This window comes from Rhodococcus sp. NPDC055024 (assembly GCF_053608585.1).
In genome coordinates this window covers 363,651-386,913 of the sequence record NZ_JBSGVT010000001.1, presented here as the reverse complement: position 1 = coordinate 386,913, position 23,263 = coordinate 363,651, and the positions used below count along the sequence as shown (strand labels likewise).

Here is a 23,263-nt window from a genome sequence, read left to right as displayed (position 1 = left end):
GGTCATCGGCAGATCAGACTGTCGAAACAGTCTGGATCAGGGAAGGTTTCAGCTCTGGAAGCTGAACGGGTTGTCGACGAGGGCGTTGGTGCCCACACCCTGCAGAGCGTGTGCGGACGTTGCCTCGGCAACCGGCTCGAAGGTGAACGGGTTGTCGACGAGAGCGTTGGTGCCGACGCCCTGGAGTGCATTGGCCGGAGCCGAGTTGGAGACGCTGTCGAACGAAATGTTGCTCATTGTCATCCCTTCTGTAATGGAAACCATTTCCATTACGATGCCACCGTACGAAAGATCGCGACGGAGAGCAACAGGTACAAGAGAGTGCATACATGAGCGAGACACCGACGACGGGATCCGCCGAAACGCAACCACATGTGTTTCGGGACAGATCGTTTCGATTGTTCTTCACGGCTCGTACCATTGCCGTGGCCGGTGCGGCGGTCACCGGCGTGGCCATGCCGATTCTGGTGTTCGACATCAGTCGGTCTCCGTTTCTCACCTCGCTCGCGGCTGCGGGGACGGTTCTGCCGTACCTCGTGTTCGGCTTGTTTGCCGGCGCCGTGGCAGACCGAGTCAACCGGCGGACGGTTATCCTGTGTGCGCAGGCCGTTGCTGCACTTGCCTTGGCGAGTATTCCGGCAGCGCAGGCACTAGGCATATTGACGGCGTGGCATGCCGTCGGCGTATCGATGTGCATCGGAACGTGTTTCGTGTGGTTCGACGCCGCTGCTTTCGGAGCGCTGCCTGCGCTTGTCGGAAGGCGCGCGATACCGGCCGCCAACAGTGCGCTGTGGACGTCAAGCACGTTGATCGATGTTGCGTTTCCGGCGATCGCGGGAGTGCTTGTGGCCTCGATCGGCCCGGCCTACGCATTGGGCGCTGATGCGCTGGCCTACGTCTTGGCCGGACTGGCCATGGCGTCGATCGGAGCCTCGTTCTCGGTTGCCCCTGCTGCGGCGCAGAGGTCGGAACCTGGAATTGCGCGGGACATACGCGAGGGCCTCAGCTTCCTTTGGCAGATGCCGCTTCTGCGAGCCTTGACCGGCATCGGCTTCGTCAATTCGCTGACGCAGGGTGCTGTTACGGCGCTCCTGGTGGTGTACGCATCCGAGAGGCTGGGGATTTCGACGTCGAGTCCGATGATCGGCGCCGTGTGGACGGCCGTCTCCGTGGGTGGAGTGGTCGGGGCGCTCGTGCTTCCACGCCTACCGGCGCAGTGGCCGGTCGGGGCGATCACGATCGGTGCGCTGACCATCGCCCCGGTGGTGCTGTTCGTCGTTGCGACAACCGGCAACACCGGCGCCGCGATCACGGCGCTCGTCGTCTACTCCGGCTGTGCGACCGTCACCATCCTCAATGGCATCGGTGCACGTCAGCGCCTGACTCCGGATCGTCTGCAGGGGCGGGTGAACACCACGGCGAGGATGGTCGCCTGGGGTGGTTCGCCGGTCGGCGCCTTGATTGCCGGGGCAATCGCAGGACGCTGGGACATCGGCACCGCCTACCTCGTTGCGTGCATCTTTGCGGTGGTCGGGGCGCTCTTCGCGTGGGCGAGTGCGCTGCGGACCGACCCTAACCCGCACAGATGAGCATGTGACTATTAATGAAAACGACTGTCGTTATGGTTAGATCCACCTGTTCATGACTGCGAACCCCACCTAACTCAGGAGTGCGATGACGCTGACCAGCGAGGCAGCACCGCGAGTGCCGTCGCGTGCACACCCCGTCGGCGAGCGCGGGTACGTCCCGTTTCTGTTGGCCACGACGGTTGTGCTTGTCGCGGTCTCCACCGTCGCGGTGTGGTCGGGTGCCGCGTCGGTCTCCTTTGCCGACGTATTCGCGGTGCTGTACGCGCACGTCGGTGGTCCGCCGGTCGACCCGCTGCTCGATCGGATCGTGTGGGGATTGCGGGTACCGCGCATTCTGATTGCGGCGTTGGCGGGCGCCGGGCTGTCGCTGGCCGGCGCCGTGCTGCAAGCGTTGGTGCGCAACCCGATTGCCGATCCATACATTCTGGGCGTGGGTTCCGGAGCATCCTTCGGTGCAGTACTGATCATGACGACCGGCATCGGCACCGGCCTGTCGATCGGTGTCCCGGTGGCAGCCTTCCTGGGGGCCATGGTCTCCCTGATCGCGGTTCTCGTCCTGGGTAGGCGAGAGGGAATGCTGGTCCCGCTGCGCATGGTCCTGGCCGGAGTTGCCATTGGCTATCTGCTCTCGGCTGCAACAAGTTTTGTGCAGTTGCGCGCCGATCCGAGTCAGCTTTCGGGAGTGCTCTTCTGGTTGCTGGGCTCGGTGAGCGGGGCCAGTTGGTCGGATCTCGGTGTGCCCGCTGCGGTTATCACCGTGTGTGCGGCAATTCTGTTGACACAATCGCGCCAACTCAACGCGTTGGCCATGGGAGACGAGAGCGCGCAATCGGTCGGCGTGGACGTGCGCCGGACCAGGTTGCTACTACTGGTGATCGCGTCGTTGCTGACCGCGGTTGTCGTATCCGTTGCCGGGGGAATCGGTTTCGTGGGGCTACTCGTGCCGCACGCCGTACGACTTCTGGTGGGTTCCGATCACGGCAAGCTGCTCCCCGCGACCGCGTTGGTTGGTGCCACCTTCCTGGTGATCGTCGATCTAGCGGCTCGGATGTTGGATGCGCCCAACGAATTACCACTCGGGATCATCACCGCCGGATTGGGTGCACCATTCTTCCTCTGGTTACTTCGACGCGACGGAGGTGCGCAGTCATGAGATTGTCGGCCAGCGGGATTCACGTCGTTCGGGGTGGGCGTCTGGTGGTTTCGGGTGTAGATCTCGAAGCGCCCGAGGGAAGCGTGGTCGGACTCGTCGGACCGAACGGCAGTGGAAAGTCCTCCCTCCTACGTGCGTTGTATCGCTCGATGAAGCCGAGAAGCGGAATCGTGAAGGTCGACGAGGTGAATGTTTGGGACGATCTCTCGCCTCGATCGGCGGCACGCATCATTGGTGTTGTGGGGCAGGAGCATTCATCCGATTTCTCGTTCAGCGTCCGCGAGGTGGTTGCAACGGGTCGGACGCCGCATCACAGCGCGTTCTCTCGACTCGGTGAGATCGACCGAGACATCGTCAGCGCAGCACTGGTGCGAACCGGCATGCAGGGCTTTGGATCACGTCTCTTCGCCGAACTGTCCGGCGGAGAAAAGCAGCGTGTGATGTTGGCCCGGGCGATCGCTCAACAACCGTCGGTGCTGGTCCTGGACGAGCCCACCAACCACCTCGACATCCGTGCTCAACTCGAATTGATGGAATTGGTCGCCGAACTCGGTACCACGACGATTGTCGCGATCCATGAACTCGCCTTGGCCGCAGCGTATTGCGACTACGTGTGCCTGCTTTCAGAGGGTGCAGTTGTCGCATCGGGACCGACCGCCGAGGTCCTGACCGAGGATCTGCTATCCGAAGTTTTCGGGGTTCAGGTGCATCTCGGTACTCATCCGTTGACCGGGCGCCCCCTGCTCTCGTTCGCCCCTCCTCTCCTACCTACGAAAGAAGCAGTCTCTTGAAAACCTCGATACGTACTGCCGCGCTGTTCTGCTCGGCCGTGGCCACCACCGCCGTACTGACCGCGTGCGGGAACTCCACTGCCGATTCGGCGGCAGCCTCGTCCGAGAAGATCACCGTCACCAATTGTGATCGCGACATCACGTTGCCCAAGACTGCCGAAAGGATAGTCTCGCTGTATCCGTCGATGACGGAGCTTCTCATTCAGCTAGGTGCTGCCGACCGCATTGTCGGACAGTCGAATACCGACCTGTCGCCACCGAGCCCCGATCTCGCGCAACAGTTCGCCGCCGTGCCGGTACTGAGTACCGGAGTTCCCGCGAAAGAAGCCTTGCTCGACGCCCGTCCGGATCTGATCGTCTCCGACGGGGAATACTGGTTCGACGGTGACCGATTGCAGAGCATGGACGAATTGCGCGACCTCGGCATCCCGATCTTCGTGAACAGCGGGTATTGCCACAAGGCAGTCACCGAGGGACGGATCGACGACGTCTGGTCCGACATCGACGGTCTCGGTACCTTGACCGGAACACGTGAGGAGGCAGCAACTCTCCTGGCAGACGGCAAGAAGTCGCTCGCAGCAACCGAGGCATCTGTCGCCGGGAAAGAGCCGGTTCCCACTGTGATGGTTCAGGTTTCGGAGGGACAGTCCTATGCTCTGGCCAGGGGCCTCTACAGCAGTGTGCTCGAGGCCGCCGGGGGAAGCAATCTTTTCGAGAACGACCTTCCCGACGGAAAGTACTTCGGTCAGGTAGCCACCGAATCGGTGCTCGCGAAGTCGCCGAAGGCAATCCTCGTCGTCTACTCCACCGAATCGACGCGGGAATCCACGCTGGAGGCTGCGCGCACGGCGTTTGCCGGGACCCCGGCCGCGGCGTCGAATGCGATCTTTGCCGTTCCGGAGGCGTGGTTCGCCGGCGAGTTGGTCTCGATCGACGGGGCTGGCGAGGTGTCTCGCCTGCTGCACCCGGGTTCGTGACCGCACTCGAGCGGATCGAGGCCGTCGTATCGCTGCATGCTGCGCTGGACCGGACGGTGAGTTCGTCGGAGCTACCGTTCGACGCGGACGCATTGCCGCCGGTGACGTGTGAATTCGTGGAACTGCCGGCCCCGACGTCACTGCCGGCCCGCGGGTTCGCGGACGTCTTGCAGGCACGACGGAGCCGCTACGACCCCGTACAGACGGCACTCCGAGCAGGCGAGCTGTCAAACGTGTTGCACCACAGTCTTGTCAGCAGCCCGACGGCGGGCGGGATGCGCGAACTGACGGTGTTGATGGGTCTCACCCGGCCCTGTGATCCGCTCGGAGTCGGGGTGTACCGGTACGCCCAGGGCCGCGCCGAAGCTGTCCGGCCAGGCGAAGTGCGAGAGCACCTTCGAGCGAGCCTTCTCCAGCCCGAGTTTGTCGACCTGTTCCCGGTTCTTCTGTTTGTGGTCGCCGACGTCGAAGCTCCGCTCGAGAAGTACGCGATGCGGCACTACCGCACGATGCACGTGGATGCCGGTGTGCTGGTTCAGAATCTGTACCTCGTGACCGAGGCAATGGGACTTGCGGGCTGCGCCATCGCAGGATTCACGGATGCGCGAGTGGCATCTCTGTTGAATCTCGCGACGACGCAGCTTCCCGTCATGGCTTTTGCACTCGGGAGGCGCAGCTAGTTCAGGCGAGAATACGTGCCTTCTGGGTCTCGAACTCGGCCTCGGTCAACACTCCCGCATTCTTGAGTTCGCCCAGCTTGGTGAGCTGTTCGAGCTTCAAGTCCATCGATGCTGACGGAGCTGCCTGCTGCGGCAGGGGTGGTAGATCGGGAATCGGTGGCACCGGCTGGGCCTGTGCTGCACGGGCCTGATCTTCTGCCGCCCAACGCGTGCGCTGACGGCGCTGAACATTGCCGTGAATGGAGCTGGCGACGGCTACCCGGCCGGCTCGCCTCAAGAAACTCATGCGTCCTTCTCCGTATTGTCGAGTGCAACAGCAAGTTCGTCCAAGGTCAGGTGACCTTCGGTGACAATCTTTGCGCCGCTGCGGGTCCAGGCGTCGATCACCGGCAGTATCGCCAGTTCCTCGTAAACGAGCACGGCGGCAACACTTCCGGCGGCCAACTCTTCACCAACGGCGGTGATGTCTCCGGCATCGAGCAGTCCGGAGGCAGCGCCGTCGAACTGCGCCAAGTCGAAATCCGCAAGCTCGAAGGTCGACGCTGGTACGACGGCCACTGATCCATCGGCGGCTTTGGTGACGAACTCGAGGTCGAGGATGCGGATCACGCCGGTGTCGACGAGAGTGAGCAGCTGTTCGAATCCTGCCGAAGTCGGTGCACCGCCGGGAAACTCGACGGCTACGTATTCGATCGGGCCGAATTGGTCTTGGTTGGACATCGGTTACTTCTTGCCCTTCGTGAGTTTCGGTTCTTCCAGAGCAGGTACTTCGTTGGGCATGCGGCCGGCGGGAATGATGGCGAGCAGGGAGAGTCCGGCGAGGACGAGTAGCGAGGTCCGCAGCGCACGCAGGCGTGCTTCGGTGTTGATCCGGATGGCTTCGTCGATCTGTGCCTGAGTTGCCGACGTATTTTCGAGCGTCACGACGAGTTGATCGTTGGGTACGAAGTTGACCTGGTCGAGGTTGATCCCGGACTCGACCTTGAGTGACGCCGGGATGGTTGGGTTGTCGATCAGCTGCGAGCTGACCAGAGAACCGAGTATTCCGACGGCGAACACGCTGGCCACCGCGATGCCGACGCTGCCGGACATGTTGTGTACCAGTCCTCGCCAGGCGCCGACGTCACCGGCGAGTTCCTTGGGCGCTGCGGTGAGGAGGGTGTTGAACACCAATGCGACGATGGCGCCCTGTCCGAGGCCGAGTGTGATCAGGCCGATGACGACAAAGATCTGATGCCAATCGCCGCGGATGGTGAAGGCCAACAGAATGAGCCCGGCGGCCACGACGACAAACCCGGCTCGTGCGATCAGACGCGGGGAGTACGTCTTGTAGAGACGAGCGACGACGGTGCTCGCGATGAAGATCGAGAGTGTGTACGGGATGATCGAGAACGACGTCTGCAAGCTGCTGCGGCCCTGGATAATCTGCATGTACAGCGGGATGAGGAAGTTGGCCGCGGTTCCGACGAACATCATCGTGGCCATGCAGATCGTGGTGGCGCGCTCCGCGCCGGTCTTGAGAACGTCTAGGTTGAAGAGCTGAGGTTTGTTCTGAGCCTTGCGGTTTCGCGTCCACTGGAAGAAGCCTTGCGCGCAGATGGCGCCGAGGACGATCAGGATGGCCGCGGGTGAAACACCGATGACCGAGAACGGCGCAGCGTCGGTGGCGAGGATGACGCCCCACGAGTTGAGGCCGCTGAAACCGAAACTGAGCAGGATGACGGCAACGGCAGCAATGGCGGCGCCGGCCCAGTCGATAGTGATGTCCTTCTGCGGGGGAACAGGTTTGACCCGGAAGCTGAGGATCAGGTTGACCACAGCGAGAGCCACGACGAGGGCGAACGAGTAGCGCCAACCGATCGTCGTCGCGAAGGAACCGGCGATCAGCAGCGCCAGCACTCCGGCCGCGGGGATTGCTGCTGCCAGGTAACCAATGGCCTTTGCCTGCTGATCGCCGCTGAAGTTCGTGGCGATGAAGACCGTCAACGCGGGAGCAATGAGGGCGATCACAGCGCCGGACGCAGCTTGCGCCACGAACAGCATGGCCGGGCTCTGGCTCAAAGCGACCGCGGCCATCGCGAGACCGTGAATCGCGACGGCAATCTGGAAGACCAAACGCGTTCCGTAGCGGGCGCCGATCTTGGCTCCCAGCAGAATGAAGGCCGCCATGGCGAAGGTGCCCGCGGTGATCGCGGTGCCGACACTTGTTGCGGGCGTGTCGAGATCGGTGGTGATGCCGGCCATCGAGACGGTCAGAGCATTGACGGCGAACGACGCTTGAATCTGGGTGAGGACTACCACGATGAGTGGTAGCCAGGAGGCGGTGCTCACGGCGGCCGATGTGGCGGCCGCGCCAGGCTTTACGGACATGATGGGTCACGCCTTCCTCGACACTGCGTGTACTCGCGACGTGCCCGGATCAGCCACGCACGGTTACATTAGCCGGAATTGTGCTGAATGGTCGCCTGCGGGCGGTTGGTTTCTTCGCGGTAGACCACCATCTCCCGTTGCAAGGCGCGTCGGAAGCGTGGTTGGTCGGCCAGGAGTACCGCCAGGACGGTCAGCAACAGCCAGGTCGCCGCCGCGCTCGCGAGGAGCAACAGGACCGGAATCCACGGCCCACCCATCTGCTCGAGCAGCGTCGTCTTGGCCCAGACTCGCCAGTAGAGCATCAGATTGACGATCAGTCCGACACCGTACGAGATGACAAAGGACAGCAGGAACTGCTTCCACGTGCCGTCGTGGCGCCGTGCCGTCATCGGTTCGGCCCGCAGCGGCAGGCTCACCGACATCACGTTGGCGACTCCCAACCAGAGCAGGATCATGGTCAGCACCTGGCCGCAGGCCTTGACCAGATCTGTACTGCTTCCGGATCGCCACGCGAGGATGACGCTGAGCAGGAACCCGGCGCTGCCGACGAGGAGCAGCATCACCGCGTTCTTGGCGACGAGCACGTGCCAGAGCCTCGTTCCACCGGACAGCGCAGCGCGCACGCGGCCGGCGTCGAAGCTGAGTGCATTGGTGCACACGATGCTTCCGACCACACCCGAGAGTGCATACAGCGCAAGGTAAGGCAGTCGATCTTCCTTGGCGTCCCACTGGAAGAGGCGAATGAATGCCAGGTACACCAAGCCCATTCCGAGGCTCAGCCCCAGCCGAAAAGCGATCGACCGAGGCTTACCACTCACGACGTGCCGTGCTTCCTCACGGATCCGGTAGCCAAGATCCTGCACATGCCGGACGACGGGGTTGCCCGAATTCAGCGGGAGGTAACCACGGATCGCAGCGGCGACGGTATCCGTGTCACCGGCGTCGAGAGCGGCGACGCGTGCTTCGAGAACCGCAAGGTGGGCGGCGCGCAAGGCTATCCGTGCGGTGGTCACCGCGGCGACGGCGTCGGCCTCGGCCTGCGCGGCGGTGCTGATGCCGGCGTCGGCGGGCAGTGGCGGCTGCAATGTCGTGATCAGTTCGAGTTGGCGAGCCATGTGCGGTGACGGCGACAACCCGCTGTACGACGGTCGGCTCAGCGCTGACCGTTCGTCGTCGAGCGAATCACGGACGGACGCGGCAGCCTTGCGGACGGCTGCCGGGTTGTGCCAGCGCACCGACCTGGCGTCACGCTCGGCGGCGACGGCCCGGGAGGCAACCTCGGTCAGATCCTCCACCGCGGTCACTTTTACTCCACTCGGTTTAGGTTGGTTCATGGCCACCAACTCGGAAAAGGAAGATCTCCAGCGGTACTTGCAGGCGGCGCGCGACGCGCTCGTCTGGAAGCTCGACGGGCTGTCGGAGTATGACATTCGGCGCCCGATGACCCGGACAGGGACCAACTTGTTGGGTCTGGTCAAACACATGATCGGCGTCGAGCTCGGGTATTTCGGTCCGACGTTCGGCCGTCGGGTTCCCGATCTGCCTGCGTGGTTGCGTTCGGAGGAACTCAACGTCGACATGTGGGCCCGCGCCGACGAGTCCAGTGTCGATATCGTCGAAACCTATCGCCGCACCTGGGCTTTCGCCGACGCCACGATCGAGGAGCACGATCTGGATGCCCCCGGCTTCGTGAAGCATTGGCCGGAGGATCGTCGCGACGTCACATTGCACCGGATACTCGTTCACGTTGTCACCGAGATCCATCGGCACGCCGGCCACGCGGACATCGTGCGGGAGCTGATCGACGGCGCCGCTGGGATGAAGGCGGGCGACAACAATCTGGCTCCCGGCGATGAGGCGTGGTGGGCCGAGTACACCGACCGTCTCGAGACGGCGGCACGCGAGGCCCACCACGCCTGAACTATTCGAATACTGCTGCCGCGCCGATCACCACGACAACGATCACGAAGTTGATCAGTAACAGTGGCCAGACGAAGCGCAGGAACTTGTCGTAGCCGACCTTCGCCATGGCCAGCCCGCCGACAACGACGACGTTGGTCGGGGCGACCATCAGCATCAGGCCGTGACCCATCTGGAAGGCGGTGATGACGAGTGCGCGGCTTACGCCGGCGAAGTCGCCCAGCGGGGCGAGCAGCGGCATCGCCAGGGTGGCGTGACCGGAGCTGGACGGGATCAGGAACGCCAACGGGATGTTGACGAGCATCACGAGAATCGCGAAGACTCCCGCCGAAGCACCGCTGACCAACTGCTCCATCGCATTGAGGATGGTGTCGAGGGTTTCGGTGTTCGTCATGATCACCGAGACACCTCGCGCGAGCAGGATGACGATCGCCGGGCCGACCATGTCGCCGGCTCCACGCGTGATCAGGGAGACGATCTTCTTCTCACCCATCTTCGCTACTATGCCGACGAGAACTGCCGCGAGGATGAACAGCATCGCCAATTGCGGGAACCACCAGTTCAACTCGAACCAGTAGGGCTCGGTTGCCGTGACGTGGTACGCGTCGTACTCGGCCGGCCCGGTCGTGGCGCCGAAGATGCTCGACCACGGGATGACGGAGAAGATCATCAATCCGAATGTGAGTCCGGTGATGAGCAGCACCAACTTCTGAGTTCCGGTGAGCTTGCCGTCGATGTCCACCGGCTCGGCCGGTTCTTCGTTGTCGTCCTCGATGTCGAAACCGACGAGCGACTTCGTGGGGTCCTTCTTCACCTTTGCGGCGTAGCGGAGAACGAATGCCACTGCCACCGCGGTCAATACGATCCACAAGATCACGCGCAACACGATGCCGTCACCGATGGAGACGCCTGCCTCACCGGAGGCGACGCCGATCGAGAACGGGTTGACCGTCGACGCCATGTTTCCGACCAGAGCGCCGAGGATGATCATCGTCGCCGCGACCATGCGGTCGTAACCCAGTGCCGTCATCAGCGGGATGAGCAGGGCGTAGAAGCCGAACGTCTCGACCGAGAAGCCCATCGTCGAACCGAGCAGCGAGAACAGCACCATGATGACAGTGATGAGCAACCAGCCCTTGTCGCTGAGCTTGGTAGCCAGCTGGGAGACAGCGGTTTCCAGGCTGCGGGTGGCAAAGCTGACCGAGATGAACGCACCGAGCGCCATGATGAAGAGGACAACGCCGACCGAACCGAAGAGCCGTCCGATGTTGTCGGTGTCGACGAACCCGGTGATCGAATCCTGTACGCCGTAAAGGCCGTTGACGGGAGAGAGGATCAGTTGCTGGATTCGTTCCCAGAACGAGAGCGGAGACGTGACGGTCTCGAAGCTGCCGGGAACGGGTGAGCCGTCCACGTCGACGCCGAAGCGCCCGGCCGGAATGAATAGTGCCGCAACCCAGACGAGAATGGTGACGATCGCGAGCATCGTGACCGCACCGGGAAACTCGAACTTCTTCTTGGCCGGCGTTTGCGCGGACCCGGTGTCGGTTTCGGTGCTCATTTCTTCCCCTCGAAGGTGTCGGCGTACTCCTGGAAGAACAGTGCTTTGGCGACGACGGCCTTCTCGAGCTCGTCGAGCAGTACACGTTCGTTGGGGCCGTGGATGTTTGCGTAACCGTCGGTGGCGCCGAACAACAGCTTCTCGGCGGTGGGCACTGCTGTATCCAGAGCCATCACGAGGGGGATCGAGCCGCCGCCAGCCATCAGGCCGGCCGGCTCACCCCACGACTGCGAGAGTGCCGACAGCGCTGCGTCGAAGGCCGGTCCACTTTCGGCTGCCGCGAATCCGTCACCGGTTTCTCCCGCGGTGACGGTCAGTTGCAAACCGAAGGGGCGCAGGGCTTCCAGATGCCGTATCAGGGCAGCTTGTGCCTCCACCGCCGGCTGACGCGGATGCACGCGCAGATTGATCACGGCGCGGGCTGTGCTTGCGACGGCGTTGACCGCACCGTCCACCGGGGGAGCGTCGATGCCGGTCACGGTGATTGCCGGGCCCGACCAGATGCGTTCGCCGATGCCGCCGGTCCCGAGCAGGGGGAGCCCGTCGCGGATCTCGGCGAGGGTGCGGAACTCTTCCTCGGTGTACGAGCTACCGGTCCACGGTTCGCGTAGGAGGCCGTCGACTGCCACGTCCCCGTTGTCGTCGTGCAGCGACGCCAGTGCGCGGATGAGCGCGAGGCGGGCGTCCGGTGCGGCGCCGCCGTAGAGGCCGTTGTGCTTGTCGGCGCCGAGAGTGGTGAGTTCGACGATCACCTGGGCGGATCCGCGCAGTGCGACGGTCAGGGTCGGTGATCCGGGGCGAACGCTGCCGACGTCGGCGATGACCATTGCGTCGGCCGCGAACAATTCGGGGGCTTCCGGCGGATAGTTGTCGAAGGGGCTGCCGAATTCTTCCTGGCCCTCGATGACGAGCTTGACCGTCACCGGCGGCTTTCCGTCGAAGACTCGAAGTGCACCGATCATGCCGATGACATTTGCCTTCGAATCTGCCGTACCGCGGCCGTAAATCGCGCCATCACGCTTGGTCGGTTCGAAAGGCGGAGAATCCCAGAGTTCGACGTCGTCGGCGGGAACGACGTCGTAATGCGAATACATCAATACCGTCGGGGATCCGGCGGGGCCGGGAACTGTTGCAATGATGACGGGCGCGGTTTTACCTGTTATTTCGAGTTTCTCTATCTTCGTGACTCCGGATTTTTCCAGTAGAGAAACGATCAGATCGTGAGCCTCGAAGAGGGGTTCGCTGGGGAAACCCTCGGTCGCTATCGACGGGATGCGAACAAGTTCGACTAGTTCCGACACCAGAGTCGGCATCAAACCGGCAACTGTTTCCTTGATCGTGGAATAGGAGGGTGACGCGGATTCTTCCGGCACGGAACTGACTCCTTCTGGAAAAGGCGAAAAGCATTAGAGGCAGAGTCTTACACCCGATATATGGGCTGTGAAAGGCCAACCCGAACAAAAGGCCGAAGTCGGTCGTCGGGGCTGCGATTCTTGACATTGACGTCAACGTCAACACACACTGTGACGGTGACCACCAGCGAAACGCAGGAGCGAGCGCGGACAGCCCGCAAGCTCGGGGACGGTCCACGCCGTGCCGGCTTGCTCGATACCGCGGCGCTCTGTTTCGGCGAACTCGGATACGACGCCGTGACGGTCGAGACGATCACGACCAGGGCCGATGTGTCCCGGGCGACCTTCTACGCGTACTTCTCGTCCAAGGACGAGGTCTTCCGCGCCGTCGCCGAAATGATGTGCCGACGGTTTCTCGATGCCCAGCACATGGAGGGGCCAGCGGCCGAGGATCTACGCGAAGTTCTCAGAACGACCACATCGGCGTTCATCACGGCCGTGTACACCTATGGGGACCTGCTCGCAGTCATCGAGCATCGGGCGCGGGTGGATTCCGAGGTCGAGCGCAGTTGGTCGGCGGTCCGCGAAAAGCTCGTGAGCCGCTACGTGCGCTTCGTCGAACGTATTCGACAGGTTCACGACGTAGATCCCTGCGTTTCGCCTCCGGTGCTCGTGCAGATGATCTCGGACGCGCAGATGGCCGGTGGAGCACGATTGAGCAAAGCGAGTGCTGACGAGCAGAACCAGTTCATCGCAGATATGACGACGATGTCCGAGCGGTTGATCGGGTTCGAAGAGTCGAAATAGATTTCTTTTACGAATGGAGTGATCGGTGGCAGAACAAGACGTGCTCGAAGCGGCTCTGGCGGAAATCTCCGCGCTGCAACAAGCGCATTGGCCCGCCGGCATTCCCCGTGCCGTCGAGTATCCGCTCGAAGGCGGGGGGCTTGTCGACTACTTGCGGCATTGGGCGGCAGAGCGGCCGGATACTCCCGCAATCGTCTTCTACGGCCGGGTCATCACGTATTCCGAATACGACGAGCTTTCGGATCGCTTTGCCGGATGGCTGCTTTCGCTCGGCGTCGAACGCGGCGATCGCGTCGGCGTTCACCTGGTCAATTGCCCGCAGTTCCATATCGCGATGCTCGGCATTCTGAAGGTCGGCGCGGTTCACGTGCCGATCAATCCGCTCTTCCGTGAACACGAATTGATTCACGAACTCAACGATGCGGGCGTCACGGTTCTTCTGACGCAGAACACTTTTTCGAAGTTGGTGAAGAAGGTTCGCTCCCAGACTCCGCTCGAACACGTCGCGAAGACCGCAGTGTCGGACATGCTGACCGCGATCCCGACCGTCGAACTGCCCTTCGAGGTGGACGATCCGCGCCTGAGCGACTGGCAGTCGATCATCACCAGTGAGCGGGCGACTCCGGTTGCCACCGATCTCGATTCCCTTGCTGCTCTGAACTACACGGGCGGAACGACGGGAATGCCCAAGGGCTGTGAGCACACTCAGCGCCACATGGTCTACACCGCGGCCACGGCGACGCTTGCCGGCGGTGACCAGGTTGGCGCCAATCCGCCTGTGTCCCTGGTGTTTCTGCCGATCTTCTGGATCGCTGGTGAGGACTTCGGCATCCTGGTTCCGCTCGTCAACGGCGGAACCGTTGTCTTGCTGAATCGTTGGGATGCGGAAACCACGCTCGACGCTGTCGAGGCTTACGGCGTGACCTCACTGGTCGGAACCGTCGACAATTACGTCGAACTGATGGACACACCAGGATTCGCGGAGCGAAATCTCTCGACACTCCAGAACGCCATGGCAGTCTCGTTTGTCCTCAAACTCGATCCGGCCACACGCCAGCGGTGGCGCGAGGCCACCGGCGGTGTTCTGCGCGAAGCGAGCTACGGCATGACCGAAACCCATACCGCGGACACGATCACCCTCGGCTTCCAGGACGGTGACTACGACCTGAAAAGCGAGCCGGTGTTCTGCGGAATACCGGTGCCCGGCACCGACGTTCTGATCGTCGATCACGACGGCAGGCCGGTTCCCGTCGGCGAGCACGGACAAATCATCGTGCGCAGTCCGTCGATCCTTTCTGCGTACTACCGCAACGACGCTGCGACGGCCGACGCCATCCGTGACGGCTGGTTGCAGACCGGCGACGTCGGAAAGTTCAGTGAGCGTGGTGGTTTGCACTACCTGGCGCGGAACAAGGAAATGATCAAGACCAACGGCATGAGCGTCTTCCCGTCCGAGGTGGAAGCGCTGCTGATGCTGCATCCCGCGATCGAAAAGGCTGCGGTGGTGCCGAAGCCGGACCAGGACAAGGGGCAGGTGGCTTTTGCGTTTGTTCAGCTGGTCGAGGGTTCCGACACCGCGGCCGACGAGATCGTCTCGTGGGCGAAGGAGAACATGGCCACGTACAAGGTGCCCGAAGTGGAAGTGCTCGAGGCACTTCCGATGACTGCGACAGGAAAGGTGCGCAAGGGCGATCTGTTCGAGCGCACTACGAAGTCTTCATGTGCGGCCCCGGCCACTCAGGGGGACAAATGAGACTGCTGATTGCGAACCGCGGTGAAATTGCGCTGCGGATCATTCGAACTGCCCGTGAACTCGGCATCGAGACGGTGTCGGTCTACGCCGAGGACGACGCGTCCAGCCCGCACGTCGCGGCGGCCACGGAGTCGGTGCCGCTCGGAGCTTCGGGCGCTTCCGTCTATCTCGATCAGGGCCGCTTGCTGAAGATCGCGGCCGAAACGGGCGCCACACACGTGCACCCCGGCTACGGATTCCTCAGTGAAAACGCCGAATTTGCGCAGGCGTGCACAGAGGCAGGCATCGTCTTCGTGGGCCCGGACGCCCAGGTCCTCCGGACTTTCGGAGACAAAGCCAGCGCCCGCACTGCGGCTGTCGACTCCGGCGTACCGGTGTTGCCGTCGACATCGGCGAACGCCGCCCTCGACGAGGTGCGCGAATTCTTCGAGCGCAACCCCCGCGGCATCATGATCAAGGCGCTCAGCGGCGGCGGTGGCCGCGGCATGCGCGCGGTGCGTGACCCGAAAGCAATCGACGACGCGTACCGTGTGTGTGCGGCCGAAGCCCAGTCGGGATTCGGCAGTTCGGCACTGTTCGCCGAGGTACTCAGTGAGCACGCTCGGCACATCGAAGTGCAGATCGTGGCGGCACCGGGGCAAGGCGGAACCCATGCGCTCGCTCTGGGTGACCGTGATTGCAGCGTCCAACGTCGGCATCAGAAGTTGATCGAGGTAGCGCCCGCGCAGGGGCTGTCGGGGGCCCTGCGCGAGCGTCTGCACGCCGCGGCCGCGAGGCTGTGTGCCGAGGTCGGCTACCGCGGAATCGCGACGGTCGAGTTCCTCGTCGAGGAACGCGGCTTCGTCTTCCTCGAAGTTAATCCGCGAATTCAGGTGGAGCACACGGTAACCGAGGAGGTCACCGGGATAGATCTCGTCGCCGTGCAGCTCGCGATCGCGGACGGAGTTCCGTTCGAGAACCTGGACCTACCAACCGGAATCACCGCTGTCGAGAAGGACTCGGAGACAGTCGGATCCGTGGCAGTCGCATCGGGAATCGCGATCCAGGCCCGCGTCAACATGGAAACCATGACGCCGGACGGCAATGCGTTGCCGTCGTCGGGCACGCTCGACACCTTCACTCCTCCGAGCGGGCCCGGTGTGCGAGTGGACACCTTCGGCGCTGTCGGGCTCTCGCCGAGTGCACGTTACGATTCCCTGCTGGCGAAGGTGATCACCCACACGCGTCGATCGGATTTCCCTGCCGCGGTGCGCAAGTCGATTGCTGCTTTGAGTGAGTTCGCCATCGACGGCGTAGCGACCAACATCGAGTTCCTGCAGGCAATTCTGTCCGACAAGGACTTCCGTGACGGCTTGGTCGACGTCGACTGGTTGGGTTCGCGGTTGGCGGACCTCGTTCCCGAAGCCGGTCCACACACGCCCTCCTCGGCTGTAGACGTGGCACCGGACGAGGATGTGGTTCGTGCGCAGATGGCGGGCATCGTCGTCGAACTCGCCGCCGTCGGTGACGGCGTCCATGCGGGTGGCCAGGTTGCCGTCCTCGAGGCGATGAAGATGCAGCATGTTCTCTCGGCTCCCGGTGATCTCGAAGTGGTCCGGGTCCTGTCGTCACCGGGGAGGTCGGTGGGTGCGGGCGAACCGTTGCTCGTCGTCCGTAGTGCAAGCGCGGGATCGAAGCTCGCAGAGGTCGACGAGGTGAACCTCGACGACGTGCGTCCCGATCTCGCGGAGATCATCGCTCGCCACGAGGTGACCCTGGACGCGGCCCGGCCCGCGGCAGTGGCGAAGCGTCACAAGCTGGGACGCCGGACGGCTCGCGAGAACATCTACGACCTGGTCGACGACGGCAGCCTGGTCGAGTACGGCGCTCTCGCGCTGGCGGCGCAGCGCAGTCGACGCAGCGAGGAAGACCTGATCGCCAACACTCCGGCTGACGGTTTGATCGGCGGAGTGGCGACCATCAGCGGCGGCGAGAGCGTCGTGATCTCGTACGACTACTCGGTGCTCGCCGGTACCCAGGGCATGCGTAATCACGCCAAGACCGACCGCCTGCTCGAGATCGCCGACCGCAAGCGAGTTCCGGTGGTGCTGTTCGCCGAAGGCGGCGGCGGTCGCCCGGGTGACACCGATGCGGGCGCCGGGGCGGGCCTCGAGCTGGGAACCTTCCGCGCCATGGCGGCGCTGAGCGGGCGGGTGCCCATGGTCGCCGTCGTGTCCGGTCGTTGTTTCGCGGGCAACGCGGCCCTGGCCGGCGCGTGCGACGTGCTGATCGCAACACCGGACGCCAATATCGGCATGGGTGGTCCTGCCATGGTCGAGGGCGGCGGGCTCGGAACCTTCCGCCCCGAGGACATCGGCCCCATCGACGTGCAGCGCCGTAACGGCGTCGTACACCTGGTCGCTGACGACGACGCTCATGCGGTGGCCCTGGCCAAGCAGTACCTCGGCTATTTCCAGGGTGCGAGCGGAGAGTGGACGGCTCCGGATCCGCGGCTCTCCCGGCATGTGGTGTCGGAGAATCGCCTGCGCTCGTACGACGTTCGTGGAGCGATCGACGCAATCGCGGACGTCGACAGCGTCCTGGAACTGCGTCGAGACTACGGACGCGGTGTAGTCACTGCGCTCGTTCGCGTCGAAGGAGTTCGGTACGGTGTGCTGGCCAACAGCAGCGAGCATCTCGGCGGAGCGATCGACGCGGAAGCCTCGGACAAGGCCTCGGATTTCCTGGAACTCCTCGAAGCACACCGCATCCCGCTGGTGACCCTGTGCGATACACCGGGTTTCATGGTGGGCCCGGATTCGGAGGAGGAGGCGACAGTCCGAAGGTTCGGCCGGTTCTTCGTGGCCGGTGCTCGACTCACCGTGCCGTTCGGAACGGTCATCCTGCGCAAGGGTTACGGGTTGGGCGCCATGGCGATGGCCGGTGGTTCCTTCCACGCACCCGAGTTCACGGTGGCGTGGCCGACCGGCGAGATCGGGCCGATGGGTCTGGAAGGCGCCGTGCGTCTCGGTTTCCGTAAGGAACTCGAGTCCGTCGAAGATCCGGTGGCTCGGGAAACACTGTTCGGTCAGTTCGTGGAACTGGCCTACGCACAGGGCAAGGCGCTCATGGCGGCGACCACGTTCGAACTGGATGACGTCATCGATCCGGCCGATACCCGCGGATGGATCAGACAGCTCGGCAGAAACAGTTGAGATCCTGCTGATTCGAGCTGTTGCCGCACGTGGGCAGGGCAACTAGCCTTGCCCACGTGTCGGCTGCGCGAGATAACGTCCTGATCATTCATTGGCACGACCTGGGGCGGCACCTCGCGAGTTACGGTGTCGCCGGGGTCAACAGCCCCCACCTCGACCGGCTGGCGGCAGAAGGCATCCGGTTCACCGACGCACACGCGACGGCGCCGCTGTGCTCGCCTTCGCGCGGATCGCTCTTCTCGGGCAGGTATCCGCACAACAACGGTCTGATCGGGTTGGCGCACCACGGCTGGGAGTACCACGCGGAGGTGCAGACGCTTCCGCAGATCCTCTCCGACAACGGTTGGTACACCTCGCTCTTCGGCATGCAGCACGAGACTGCGTATCCGAAGCGACTGGGCTATCACGAGTACGACGTCACGAACTCGTTCTGCGACTACGTGGTTCCGCGTGCCCAGAACTGGCTACGACGCTTCCCGCCCGAGCCGTTCCTGCTCACCACGGGATTCTTCGAAACGCATCGGCCGTACCCGGCGGATCGCTACACCCCGGCGGACACCGCAGCGCTCGAGGTTCCCGGATACCTTCCCGACGTGCCGCAGGTGCGCGAGGATCTGGCCGAGTTCCACGGCAGCGTAGAGGTAGCGGACGCCGCAGTGGGTGATCTGCTCGCGACCCTCGAGGAAGAGGGGCTCGACGAGAACACGTGGGTCTTCTTCCTCACCGATCACGGCGCGGCGTTCCCGCGCGCCAAATCGACGCTCTATGCACCCGGCACCGGCATTGCCTTGATCGCTCGGCCTCCCGCGCGGTATCGCAGTGGCGGAAAGGAATACGAGACACTGTTCAGCGGTGTGGATCTTGTTCCGACCATTCTCGATCTCCTCGGAATCGACGTCCCCACCGAGGTGGAAGGGCGCTCGCACGCCGATGCCCTCGTCGATCGCGGAACCGAGCCGTCCGAACCCGTCCGGAATTCCCTGTTCACGGAGAAGACCTTTCACGACAGCTTTGATCCCATTCGCGCCGTGCGAACCAAGGACTACAGCTACATCGAGAACTACGCCGTCCGCCCGGCTCTGGATCTACCGCTCGACATCGAGGACAGTCTTTCCGGAAAAGCCCTGGGCACCGAGCATCTGGCGGTACGAGCACCCCGGGAGCTGTACGACCTACGAACCGATCCGGACGAGAAGATCAATCTGATCGATCGACCGGAAGTCTCGGCGGTACAGGCGGAATTGTCCTCGCAGCTTCACAACTGGCGCGCCGAAACCGACGATCGTCTCCCCGACGAAGCGCTGGGTAGTGCGATGGCCGTGCACCGCATGGCGGCGTACCTCGAGAAGATCGGTGTCCGGCCCAACGTGCGGTCCGCCTACAGCGCGGACCGCGGCTATCTCGAGTCGGACACCGAAAACCCCTAGGTTTGAGCGGTCTCTCGCTCCTCCAACAATGCGATGACCCGCTCGACCAGTTCACTGATGTCAGCGCCGGTCGTGTCGAAAGCCAGGTCCGGAGCTTCCGGCGTTTCGTACGGTGCGTCGATTCCGGTGAGCCCCTTCAGTTCACCGGCCCGCGCACGTGCATACAGGCCTTTGGGATCTCGACGTTCGCATTCCTCGACGGGAGTCGTGACGGCAACTTCCAGGAAGGTGAGTCCGGCAGCTTCGTTGAGAGCACGCGCAATCGCTCGATCCGAACGCAGCGGCGAGACCATCGACGCGATGGCCACCACGCCGGCGTCGGCAAACAGTCGAGTGAGATGCCCGACGCGACGGATGTTCTCAGCCCGGTCTCCCGGCGAGAACCCGAGATCGTCGGAGATGCCGTGGCGCACGTTGTCGCCGTCCAGAAGATACGCGGTGCGCCCGGCCTCGACCAGCGCACGTTCGACAGCCACGGCGACGGTGGACTTTCCGGAGGCAGGTAGGCCGGTCAGCCAGATCGTGGCGCCCTTCTGTGTAGTCGACGCCCACCGTCGTTGACGCTCGAGTGAGGACGGGTGCCATTTGATGTCACTGCGGGTCTGCTCGCCGGGAACAACGACGCGGGGTTCGAGAATGGTGCCTGCGCCGACGGTGTCGTTGCTCTGCTCGTCGATCAGAATGAACGCACCAGAGTCCCGATTGTGGTCGTAGGTATCGGCGACCACCACGGAACTCGTTCGGAGCGTCACCGTTCCGATGTCGTTGAGCCCCAGCTCCACCGGGCTGTCCTGCTCGTCGAGTGTCTCGGGGTCGAGTCGGGTGTGCAGCTCTTGAACCGTCGCTCGCACGGTCCGGGACGTGTGTTTGAGTGCTATGCGGTCACCGGCGCGCAACGGGGCGTTGGACAACCAGCAGATCGTGGCGTCCAGTTCTCGGGCCAGCACGGGCAAATGAGCCTGCGCGCCGCCACTGACCAGAACGTCGCCGCGTCCGACGTCGATGTCGTCGGCCAGTTCCACCGAAACCGACAGTGGTGCAACGGCAGTGATGCGGTTGTCGTCGAGAGTGTCCAATCCGATCACAGTGCTCTTCGATCCGGACGGCAGAACCACCACTTCGTCTCCGACGCTCAGCGTGCCTGCCGAAATTCGGCCGGTGTATCGGCGACGGTTCTGCGGATCGGGGCGCGAAACCCACTGCACGGGAAGCCGGAGCTCTTCGGTGCGGGTCGCAGGCGCATGGAGTTCAACGCCTTCGAGGTACTCGAGGAGCGTCGGACCGTCGTACCACGCGGTGTTCTCCGAACGGGTCACGACGTTGTCGCCGGCTTTCGCGGAAACCGGGATGGCGAGTACGTCCTCGCGTCCCACTTGCCGCGCCAAGGCCCGCAGTTCTTCCTGTACCTGAGCGAATCGCGCTTCGTCGAAGTCCACCAGGTCGATCTTGTTCACTACTGCCACAAGGTTCGGAACACCGAGCAGCGCAGCGATTCTGGCGTGCCGACGCGTCTGACGCAGCACTCCGGTTCTCGCGTCGACCAACAGGACGGCAACGTGTGCGTTGGATGCGCCGGTGAACATGTTGCGCGTGTAGCGCTCGTGTCCCGGAGTATCGGCGAGGACGTAACTTCGTGTGGGAGTGGAGAAGAATCGGTAGGCAACGTCGATCGTGATTCCTTGTTCACGCTCGGCGCGCAGTCCGTCGGAGAGTGCGGCCAGATCAGCGACACCATCCTCGTCGGTCACGGAATCGAGGTGATCGGTGGGCAGGCTGCCGGTGTCGTGCAACAGTCGGCCGATCAGGGTGCTCTTGCCGTCGTCGACGCTACCCGCCGTTGCCAGTCGCAGGAGTTGGCGAGTGATGGTGGTGGTCATCAGAAGTAGCCCTCACGCTTTCGGTCTTCCATCGCGGCGACCGACGTTCGGTCGTCTGCGCGAGTCTCGCCTCGTTCGGATACCGTCGCGGCCGAGATCTCGGTGACCACGTCGTCGATGGTGGTGGCATGAGATCGAACTGCGCCGGTGATGGTCAGATCGCCGACGGTTCGATACCGCACCCATTCGGTGGTAGCCGAGGCATTCTCAGCATCGGTGCTGAATTCGGAAGCGGCGAGGAGCATTCCGTCGCGCTCGAATACCCGCCGTTCGTGCGCGAAGTAGATGGACGGCAGTTCCAGTTCCTCCTGGGCGATGTAGCGCCAGATGTCGAGTTCGGTCCAGTTGCTCAGTGGGAAGACACGAACGGACTCGCCGCGTCTGATTCGCCCGTTGTAGAGCGACCACGGTTCGGCACGTTGCGCCCGTGGATCCCACTGGCCGAACTCGTCCCGGAAGCTGAGCACTCTTTCCTTGGCGCGCGCACGTTCTTCATCCCGGCGGGCGCCACCGAATGCGGCGTCGAATCGCCCACCTTCGAGAGCGTCGAGCAGGGTTCTGGTCTGCAGTCGGTTTCGCGATCCGCTGGTCTCGGTCGACTCCTGCACTCTCCCTTGGTCGATCGAATCCTGAACGGAGGCAACCAGAAGTGTGTGTCCGCCCTCCTTGATTCGGCGGTCGCGAAATTCGATGACCTCCTCGAAATTGTGACCGGTATCGACGTGCAGGACGGGGAAGGGGAGCGGCGACGGTCGAAACGCCTTCTCGGCGAGCCGAAGCAGGACTATCGAGTCCTTACCCGCCGAGAAGAGTAGTACCGGTCTTTCGAGTTCTGCCACCACCTCTCGAATGATGTGAACCGCTTCGGATTCGAGAACTCGGAGTTCGTCGACCACATCGGTGACGGTGCTCATGTGACGGGGTATCCGTTCTGTTCGGCGTCGATGCGATAGCGCTGCACCCATTCGCGGGATCGCCCGTCGCTCTGACGACGCAGCGGCGGTGGTGGGGCCAGTTGTCCGTCGAGGCCGAGGGAGATGAGGGTTTTTGCGACCACGGACTGCGGGTCTTCGGTGAGATCGCGGAACCCGATCTCGATGGGGGAGATGTCCTCCTCTTCGAACCAGCGCTTCCACTGTCGTTCCTGCTCACTGAGAATTGTGACCAGGTGTGCAATTCCGAGTGCGTTGTACTGCGCACCGTCGGAGAGATTCGGTGGGGTGGCGTCGTCGCGCCAGACCTGCGTCTGCACGGCGCGCCACATCGACACAGCCTGAGCGACAACATCTTCTCGATAGACGTGGATGAACTGCAGGTCGTGATCGAGGGTGTCATGGAGCGCGGAACGTAGATCCGTCCCACTGCGCCACGGCAATCCAGCCGCGCGATCGAGCAGGAGTGGCGTCTGATTCCACATCAGCTTGCCACCCCAGACTCCGTTGGGGGTCCGGCCGAGTTCGAGAAGTTGTGTGCGCCACTGTTCGGAGGTGCGAGTGTCCGGCGTGCCCGGGTGGAACGGGGCGAGCAGACCCAGGACGGACTCGTCCGTGACGTCCTCGAACCACTGCCTCGGTTGCGGCGATCGCGAGGTCTCGGGGAGGTACTGGAAGAACTCTTCCGGCTCACCCGCGACCCCGGTCGCTCGCAGGGATTCGACCAGCAAAGTACTGCCGCTGCGCTGCGAAGCGCAGACGAGAAACGAGCGTTGGGCCTCCGTCATGCGAGCAACGCTAAGGGGGGCCGGAAACTGCCGCAAGCTGGGAAAATAAACTCACGCAGAGGTTAAATCTCGACGTGAAACGTTAAATGTGC

The 23,263-nt window shown here is 63.2% G+C and carries 20 protein-coding genes; 10 read left to right on the top strand and 10 right to left on the bottom strand.

Annotated elements, in window-relative coordinates:
- Window positions 1-48: 48 nt before the first annotated feature.
- Window positions 49-237: a streptamidine-related RiPP repeat protein gene (locus tag ACWF6P_RS01770; protein ID WP_003943543.1), complete on the bottom strand. Its 189-nt coding sequence runs from the start codon at window positions 235-237 to the stop codon at window positions 49-51.
- Window positions 238-329: 92 nt separating this feature from the next.
- On the opposite strand from ACWF6P_RS01770, the gene ACWF6P_RS01765 reads away from it, so the two are divergent.
- The 5 genes from ACWF6P_RS01765 to ACWF6P_RS01745 all read left to right on the top strand — a co-directional run bounded on the left by ACWF6P_RS01765 (window position 330) and on the right by ACWF6P_RS01745 (window position 5,190).
- Window positions 330-1,589, top strand: a complete 1,260-nt coding sequence (locus tag ACWF6P_RS01765; RefSeq protein WP_452619746.1) for an MFS transporter — start codon at window positions 330-332, stop codon at window positions 1,587-1,589.
- Between the two features lie 85 nt (window positions 1,590-1,674).
- The gene (locus ACWF6P_RS01760) at window positions 1,675-2,742 is read left to right on the top strand and encodes a FecCD family ABC transporter permease (protein WP_378540989.1); all 1,068 of its coding nucleotides are present in this window, start codon (window positions 1,675-1,677) and stop codon (window positions 2,740-2,742) included.
- Window positions 2,739-3,533, top strand: a complete 795-nt coding sequence (locus ACWF6P_RS01755) for an ABC transporter ATP-binding protein (protein ID WP_452619745.1) — start codon at window positions 2,739-2,741, stop codon at window positions 3,531-3,533. The genes ACWF6P_RS01760 and ACWF6P_RS01755 overlap by 4 nt, the downstream gene beginning before the upstream one ends.
- A complete protein-coding gene (locus ACWF6P_RS01750; protein WP_452619744.1) occupies window positions 3,530-4,510 on the top strand; it encodes an ABC transporter substrate-binding protein in 981 nt (326 codons plus the stop codon). Before ACWF6P_RS01755 ends, ACWF6P_RS01750 begins: the two co-directional genes overlap by 4 nt.
- Window positions 4,507-5,190 (top strand): SagB family peptide dehydrogenase, encoded by a 684-nt coding sequence (locus ACWF6P_RS01745; RefSeq protein WP_452619743.1) that lies wholly within the window; start codon window positions 4,507-4,509, stop codon window positions 5,188-5,190. Before ACWF6P_RS01750 ends, ACWF6P_RS01745 begins: the two co-directional genes overlap by 4 nt.
- A 1-nt stretch (window position 5,191) precedes the next feature.
- Here ACWF6P_RS01745 and ACWF6P_RS01740 read toward each other — a convergent pair whose 3' ends face one another.
- The 4 genes from ACWF6P_RS01740 to ACWF6P_RS01725 all read right to left on the bottom strand — a co-directional run bounded on the left by ACWF6P_RS01740 (window position 5,192) and on the right by ACWF6P_RS01725 (window position 8,864).
- Window positions 5,192-5,476: an SHOCT domain-containing protein gene (locus ACWF6P_RS01740; RefSeq protein ID WP_452619742.1), complete on the bottom strand. Its 285-nt coding sequence runs from the start codon at window positions 5,474-5,476 to the stop codon at window positions 5,192-5,194.
- Window positions 5,473-5,910 (bottom strand): DUF6325 family protein, encoded by a 438-nt coding sequence (locus ACWF6P_RS01735; RefSeq protein ID WP_378445427.1) that lies wholly within the window; start codon window positions 5,908-5,910, stop codon window positions 5,473-5,475. The genes ACWF6P_RS01740 and ACWF6P_RS01735 overlap by 4 nt, the downstream gene beginning before the upstream one ends.
- Window positions 5,911-5,913: 3 nt before the next feature.
- The gene (locus tag ACWF6P_RS01730; protein ID WP_452619741.1) at window positions 5,914-7,560 is read right to left on the bottom strand and encodes an MFS transporter; all 1,647 of its coding nucleotides are present in this window, start codon (window positions 7,558-7,560) and stop codon (window positions 5,914-5,916) included.
- 68 nt (window positions 7,561-7,628) lie between these two features.
- A complete protein-coding gene (locus ACWF6P_RS01725; protein WP_452619740.1) occupies window positions 7,629-8,864 on the bottom strand; it encodes a hypothetical protein in 1,236 nt (411 codons plus the stop codon).
- Between the two features lie 28 nt (window positions 8,865-8,892).
- Here ACWF6P_RS01725 and ACWF6P_RS01720 point away from each other — a divergent pair, with 28 nt between their 5' ends.
- Window positions 8,893-9,480 carry a DinB family protein gene (locus ACWF6P_RS01720; RefSeq protein ID WP_452619739.1) on the top strand — a complete coding sequence of 196 codons (588 nt, stop codon included), beginning with the start codon at window positions 8,893-8,895 and terminating at the stop codon, window positions 9,478-9,480.
- 1 nt (window position 9,481) lies between these two features.
- Here ACWF6P_RS01720 and ACWF6P_RS01715 read toward each other — a convergent pair whose 3' ends face one another.
- Both ACWF6P_RS01715 and ACWF6P_RS01710 read right to left on the bottom strand, forming a co-directional pair.
- Window positions 9,482-11,041 carry a YfcC family protein gene (locus ACWF6P_RS01715; protein WP_452619738.1) on the bottom strand — a complete coding sequence of 520 codons (1,560 nt, stop codon included), beginning with the start codon at window positions 11,039-11,041 and terminating at the stop codon, window positions 9,482-9,484.
- Entirely contained in the window at window positions 11,038-12,414 is a 1,377-nt protein-coding gene (locus tag ACWF6P_RS01710) for a M20/M25/M40 family metallo-hydrolase (RefSeq protein ID WP_452619737.1), read from the bottom strand. Before ACWF6P_RS01710 ends, ACWF6P_RS01715 begins: the two co-directional genes overlap by 4 nt.
- Before the next feature lie 150 nt (window positions 12,415-12,564).
- On the opposite strand from ACWF6P_RS01710, the gene ACWF6P_RS01705 reads away from it, so the two are divergent.
- Genes ACWF6P_RS01705 through ACWF6P_RS01690 form a run of 4 tightly spaced genes read left to right on the top strand, consistent with a single transcriptional unit; the run spans window position 12,565 to window position 19,574 of the window.
- The gene (locus ACWF6P_RS01705; RefSeq protein ID WP_214887201.1) at window positions 12,565-13,200 is read left to right on the top strand and encodes a TetR/AcrR family transcriptional regulator; all 636 of its coding nucleotides are present in this window, start codon (window positions 12,565-12,567) and stop codon (window positions 13,198-13,200) included.
- A 25-nt stretch (window positions 13,201-13,225) separates the two neighbouring features.
- Complete coding sequence (locus tag ACWF6P_RS01700) at window positions 13,226-14,953, top strand: AMP-binding protein (RefSeq protein WP_452619736.1); 1,728 nt, start codon at window positions 13,226-13,228, stop codon at window positions 14,951-14,953.
- On the top strand, window positions 14,950-18,147 hold the full coding sequence (locus tag ACWF6P_RS01695; RefSeq protein ID WP_452619735.1) for a carboxyl transferase domain-containing protein: 3,198 nt from the start codon (window positions 14,950-14,952) through the stop codon (window positions 18,145-18,147). The genes ACWF6P_RS01700 and ACWF6P_RS01695 overlap by 4 nt, the downstream gene beginning before the upstream one ends.
- A gap of 56 nt (window positions 18,148-18,203) precedes the next feature.
- Entirely contained in the window at window positions 18,204-19,574 is a 1,371-nt protein-coding gene (locus ACWF6P_RS01690; RefSeq protein WP_452619734.1) for a sulfatase family protein, read from the top strand.
- Here ACWF6P_RS01690 and cysC read toward each other — a convergent pair.
- Genes cysC through stf0 form a run of 3 tightly spaced genes read right to left on the bottom strand, consistent with a single transcriptional unit; the run spans window position 19,571 to window position 23,171 of the window.
- On the bottom strand, window positions 19,571-21,451 hold the full coding sequence (cysC, locus tag ACWF6P_RS01685; RefSeq protein ID WP_378642618.1) for an adenylyl-sulfate kinase: 1,881 nt from the start codon (window positions 21,449-21,451) through the stop codon (window positions 19,571-19,573). The genes ACWF6P_RS01690 and cysC overlap by 4 nt on opposite strands.
- Window positions 21,451-22,365, bottom strand: coding sequence for a sulfate adenylyltransferase subunit CysD (cysD, locus tag ACWF6P_RS01680; protein WP_452619733.1), 915 nt, complete (start codon window positions 22,363-22,365; stop codon window positions 21,451-21,453). Before cysD ends, cysC begins: the two co-directional genes overlap by 1 nt.
- Window positions 22,362-23,171: a trehalose 2-sulfotransferase gene (gene stf0 / locus ACWF6P_RS01675; protein ID WP_452619732.1), complete on the bottom strand. Its 810-nt coding sequence runs from the start codon at window positions 23,169-23,171 to the stop codon at window positions 22,362-22,364. The genes cysD and stf0 overlap by 4 nt, the downstream gene beginning before the upstream one ends.
- Window positions 23,172-23,263: the final 92 nt, after the last annotated feature.

Coding starts and splice junctions, on each gene's coding strand:
- ACWF6P_RS01770 (WP_003943543.1), bottom strand. CDS start 237: ATGAGCAACATTTCGTTCGACAGCGTCTCCAACTCGGCTCCGGCCAAT.
- ACWF6P_RS01765 (WP_452619746.1), top strand. CDS start 330: ATGAGCGAGACACCGACGACGGGATCCGCCGAAACGCAACCACATGTG.
- ACWF6P_RS01760 (WP_378540989.1), top strand. CDS start 1,675: ATGACGCTGACCAGCGAGGCAGCACCGCGAGTGCCGTCGCGTGCACAC.
- ACWF6P_RS01755 (WP_452619745.1), top strand. CDS start 2,739: ATGAGATTGTCGGCCAGCGGGATTCACGTCGTTCGGGGTGGGCGTCTG.
- ACWF6P_RS01740 (WP_452619742.1), bottom strand. CDS start 5,476: ATGAGTTTCTTGAGGCGAGCCGGCCGGGTAGCCGTCGCCAGCTCCATT.
- ACWF6P_RS01735 (WP_378445427.1), bottom strand. CDS start 5,910: ATGTCCAACCAAGACCAATTCGGCCCGATCGAATACGTAGCCGTCGAG.
- ACWF6P_RS01730 (WP_452619741.1), bottom strand. CDS start 7,560: ATGTCCGTAAAGCCTGGCGCGGCCGCCACATCGGCCGCCGTGAGCACC.
- ACWF6P_RS01720 (WP_452619739.1), top strand. CDS start 8,893: ATGGCCACCAACTCGGAAAAGGAAGATCTCCAGCGGTACTTGCAGGCG.
- ACWF6P_RS01715 (WP_452619738.1), bottom strand. CDS start 11,041: ATGAGCACCGAAACCGACACCGGGTCCGCGCAAACGCCGGCCAAGAAG.
- ACWF6P_RS01695 (WP_452619735.1), top strand. CDS start 14,950: ATGAGACTGCTGATTGCGAACCGCGGTGAAATTGCGCTGCGGATCATT.
- cysC (WP_378642618.1), bottom strand. CDS start 21,451: ATGACCACCACCATCACTCGCCAACTCCTGCGACTGGCAACGGCGGGT.
- cysD (WP_452619733.1), bottom strand. CDS start 22,365: ATGAGCACCGTCACCGATGTGGTCGACGAACTCCGAGTTCTCGAATCC.
- stf0 (WP_452619732.1), bottom strand. CDS start 23,171: ATGACGGAGGCCCAACGCTCGTTTCTCGTCTGCGCTTCGCAGCGCAGC.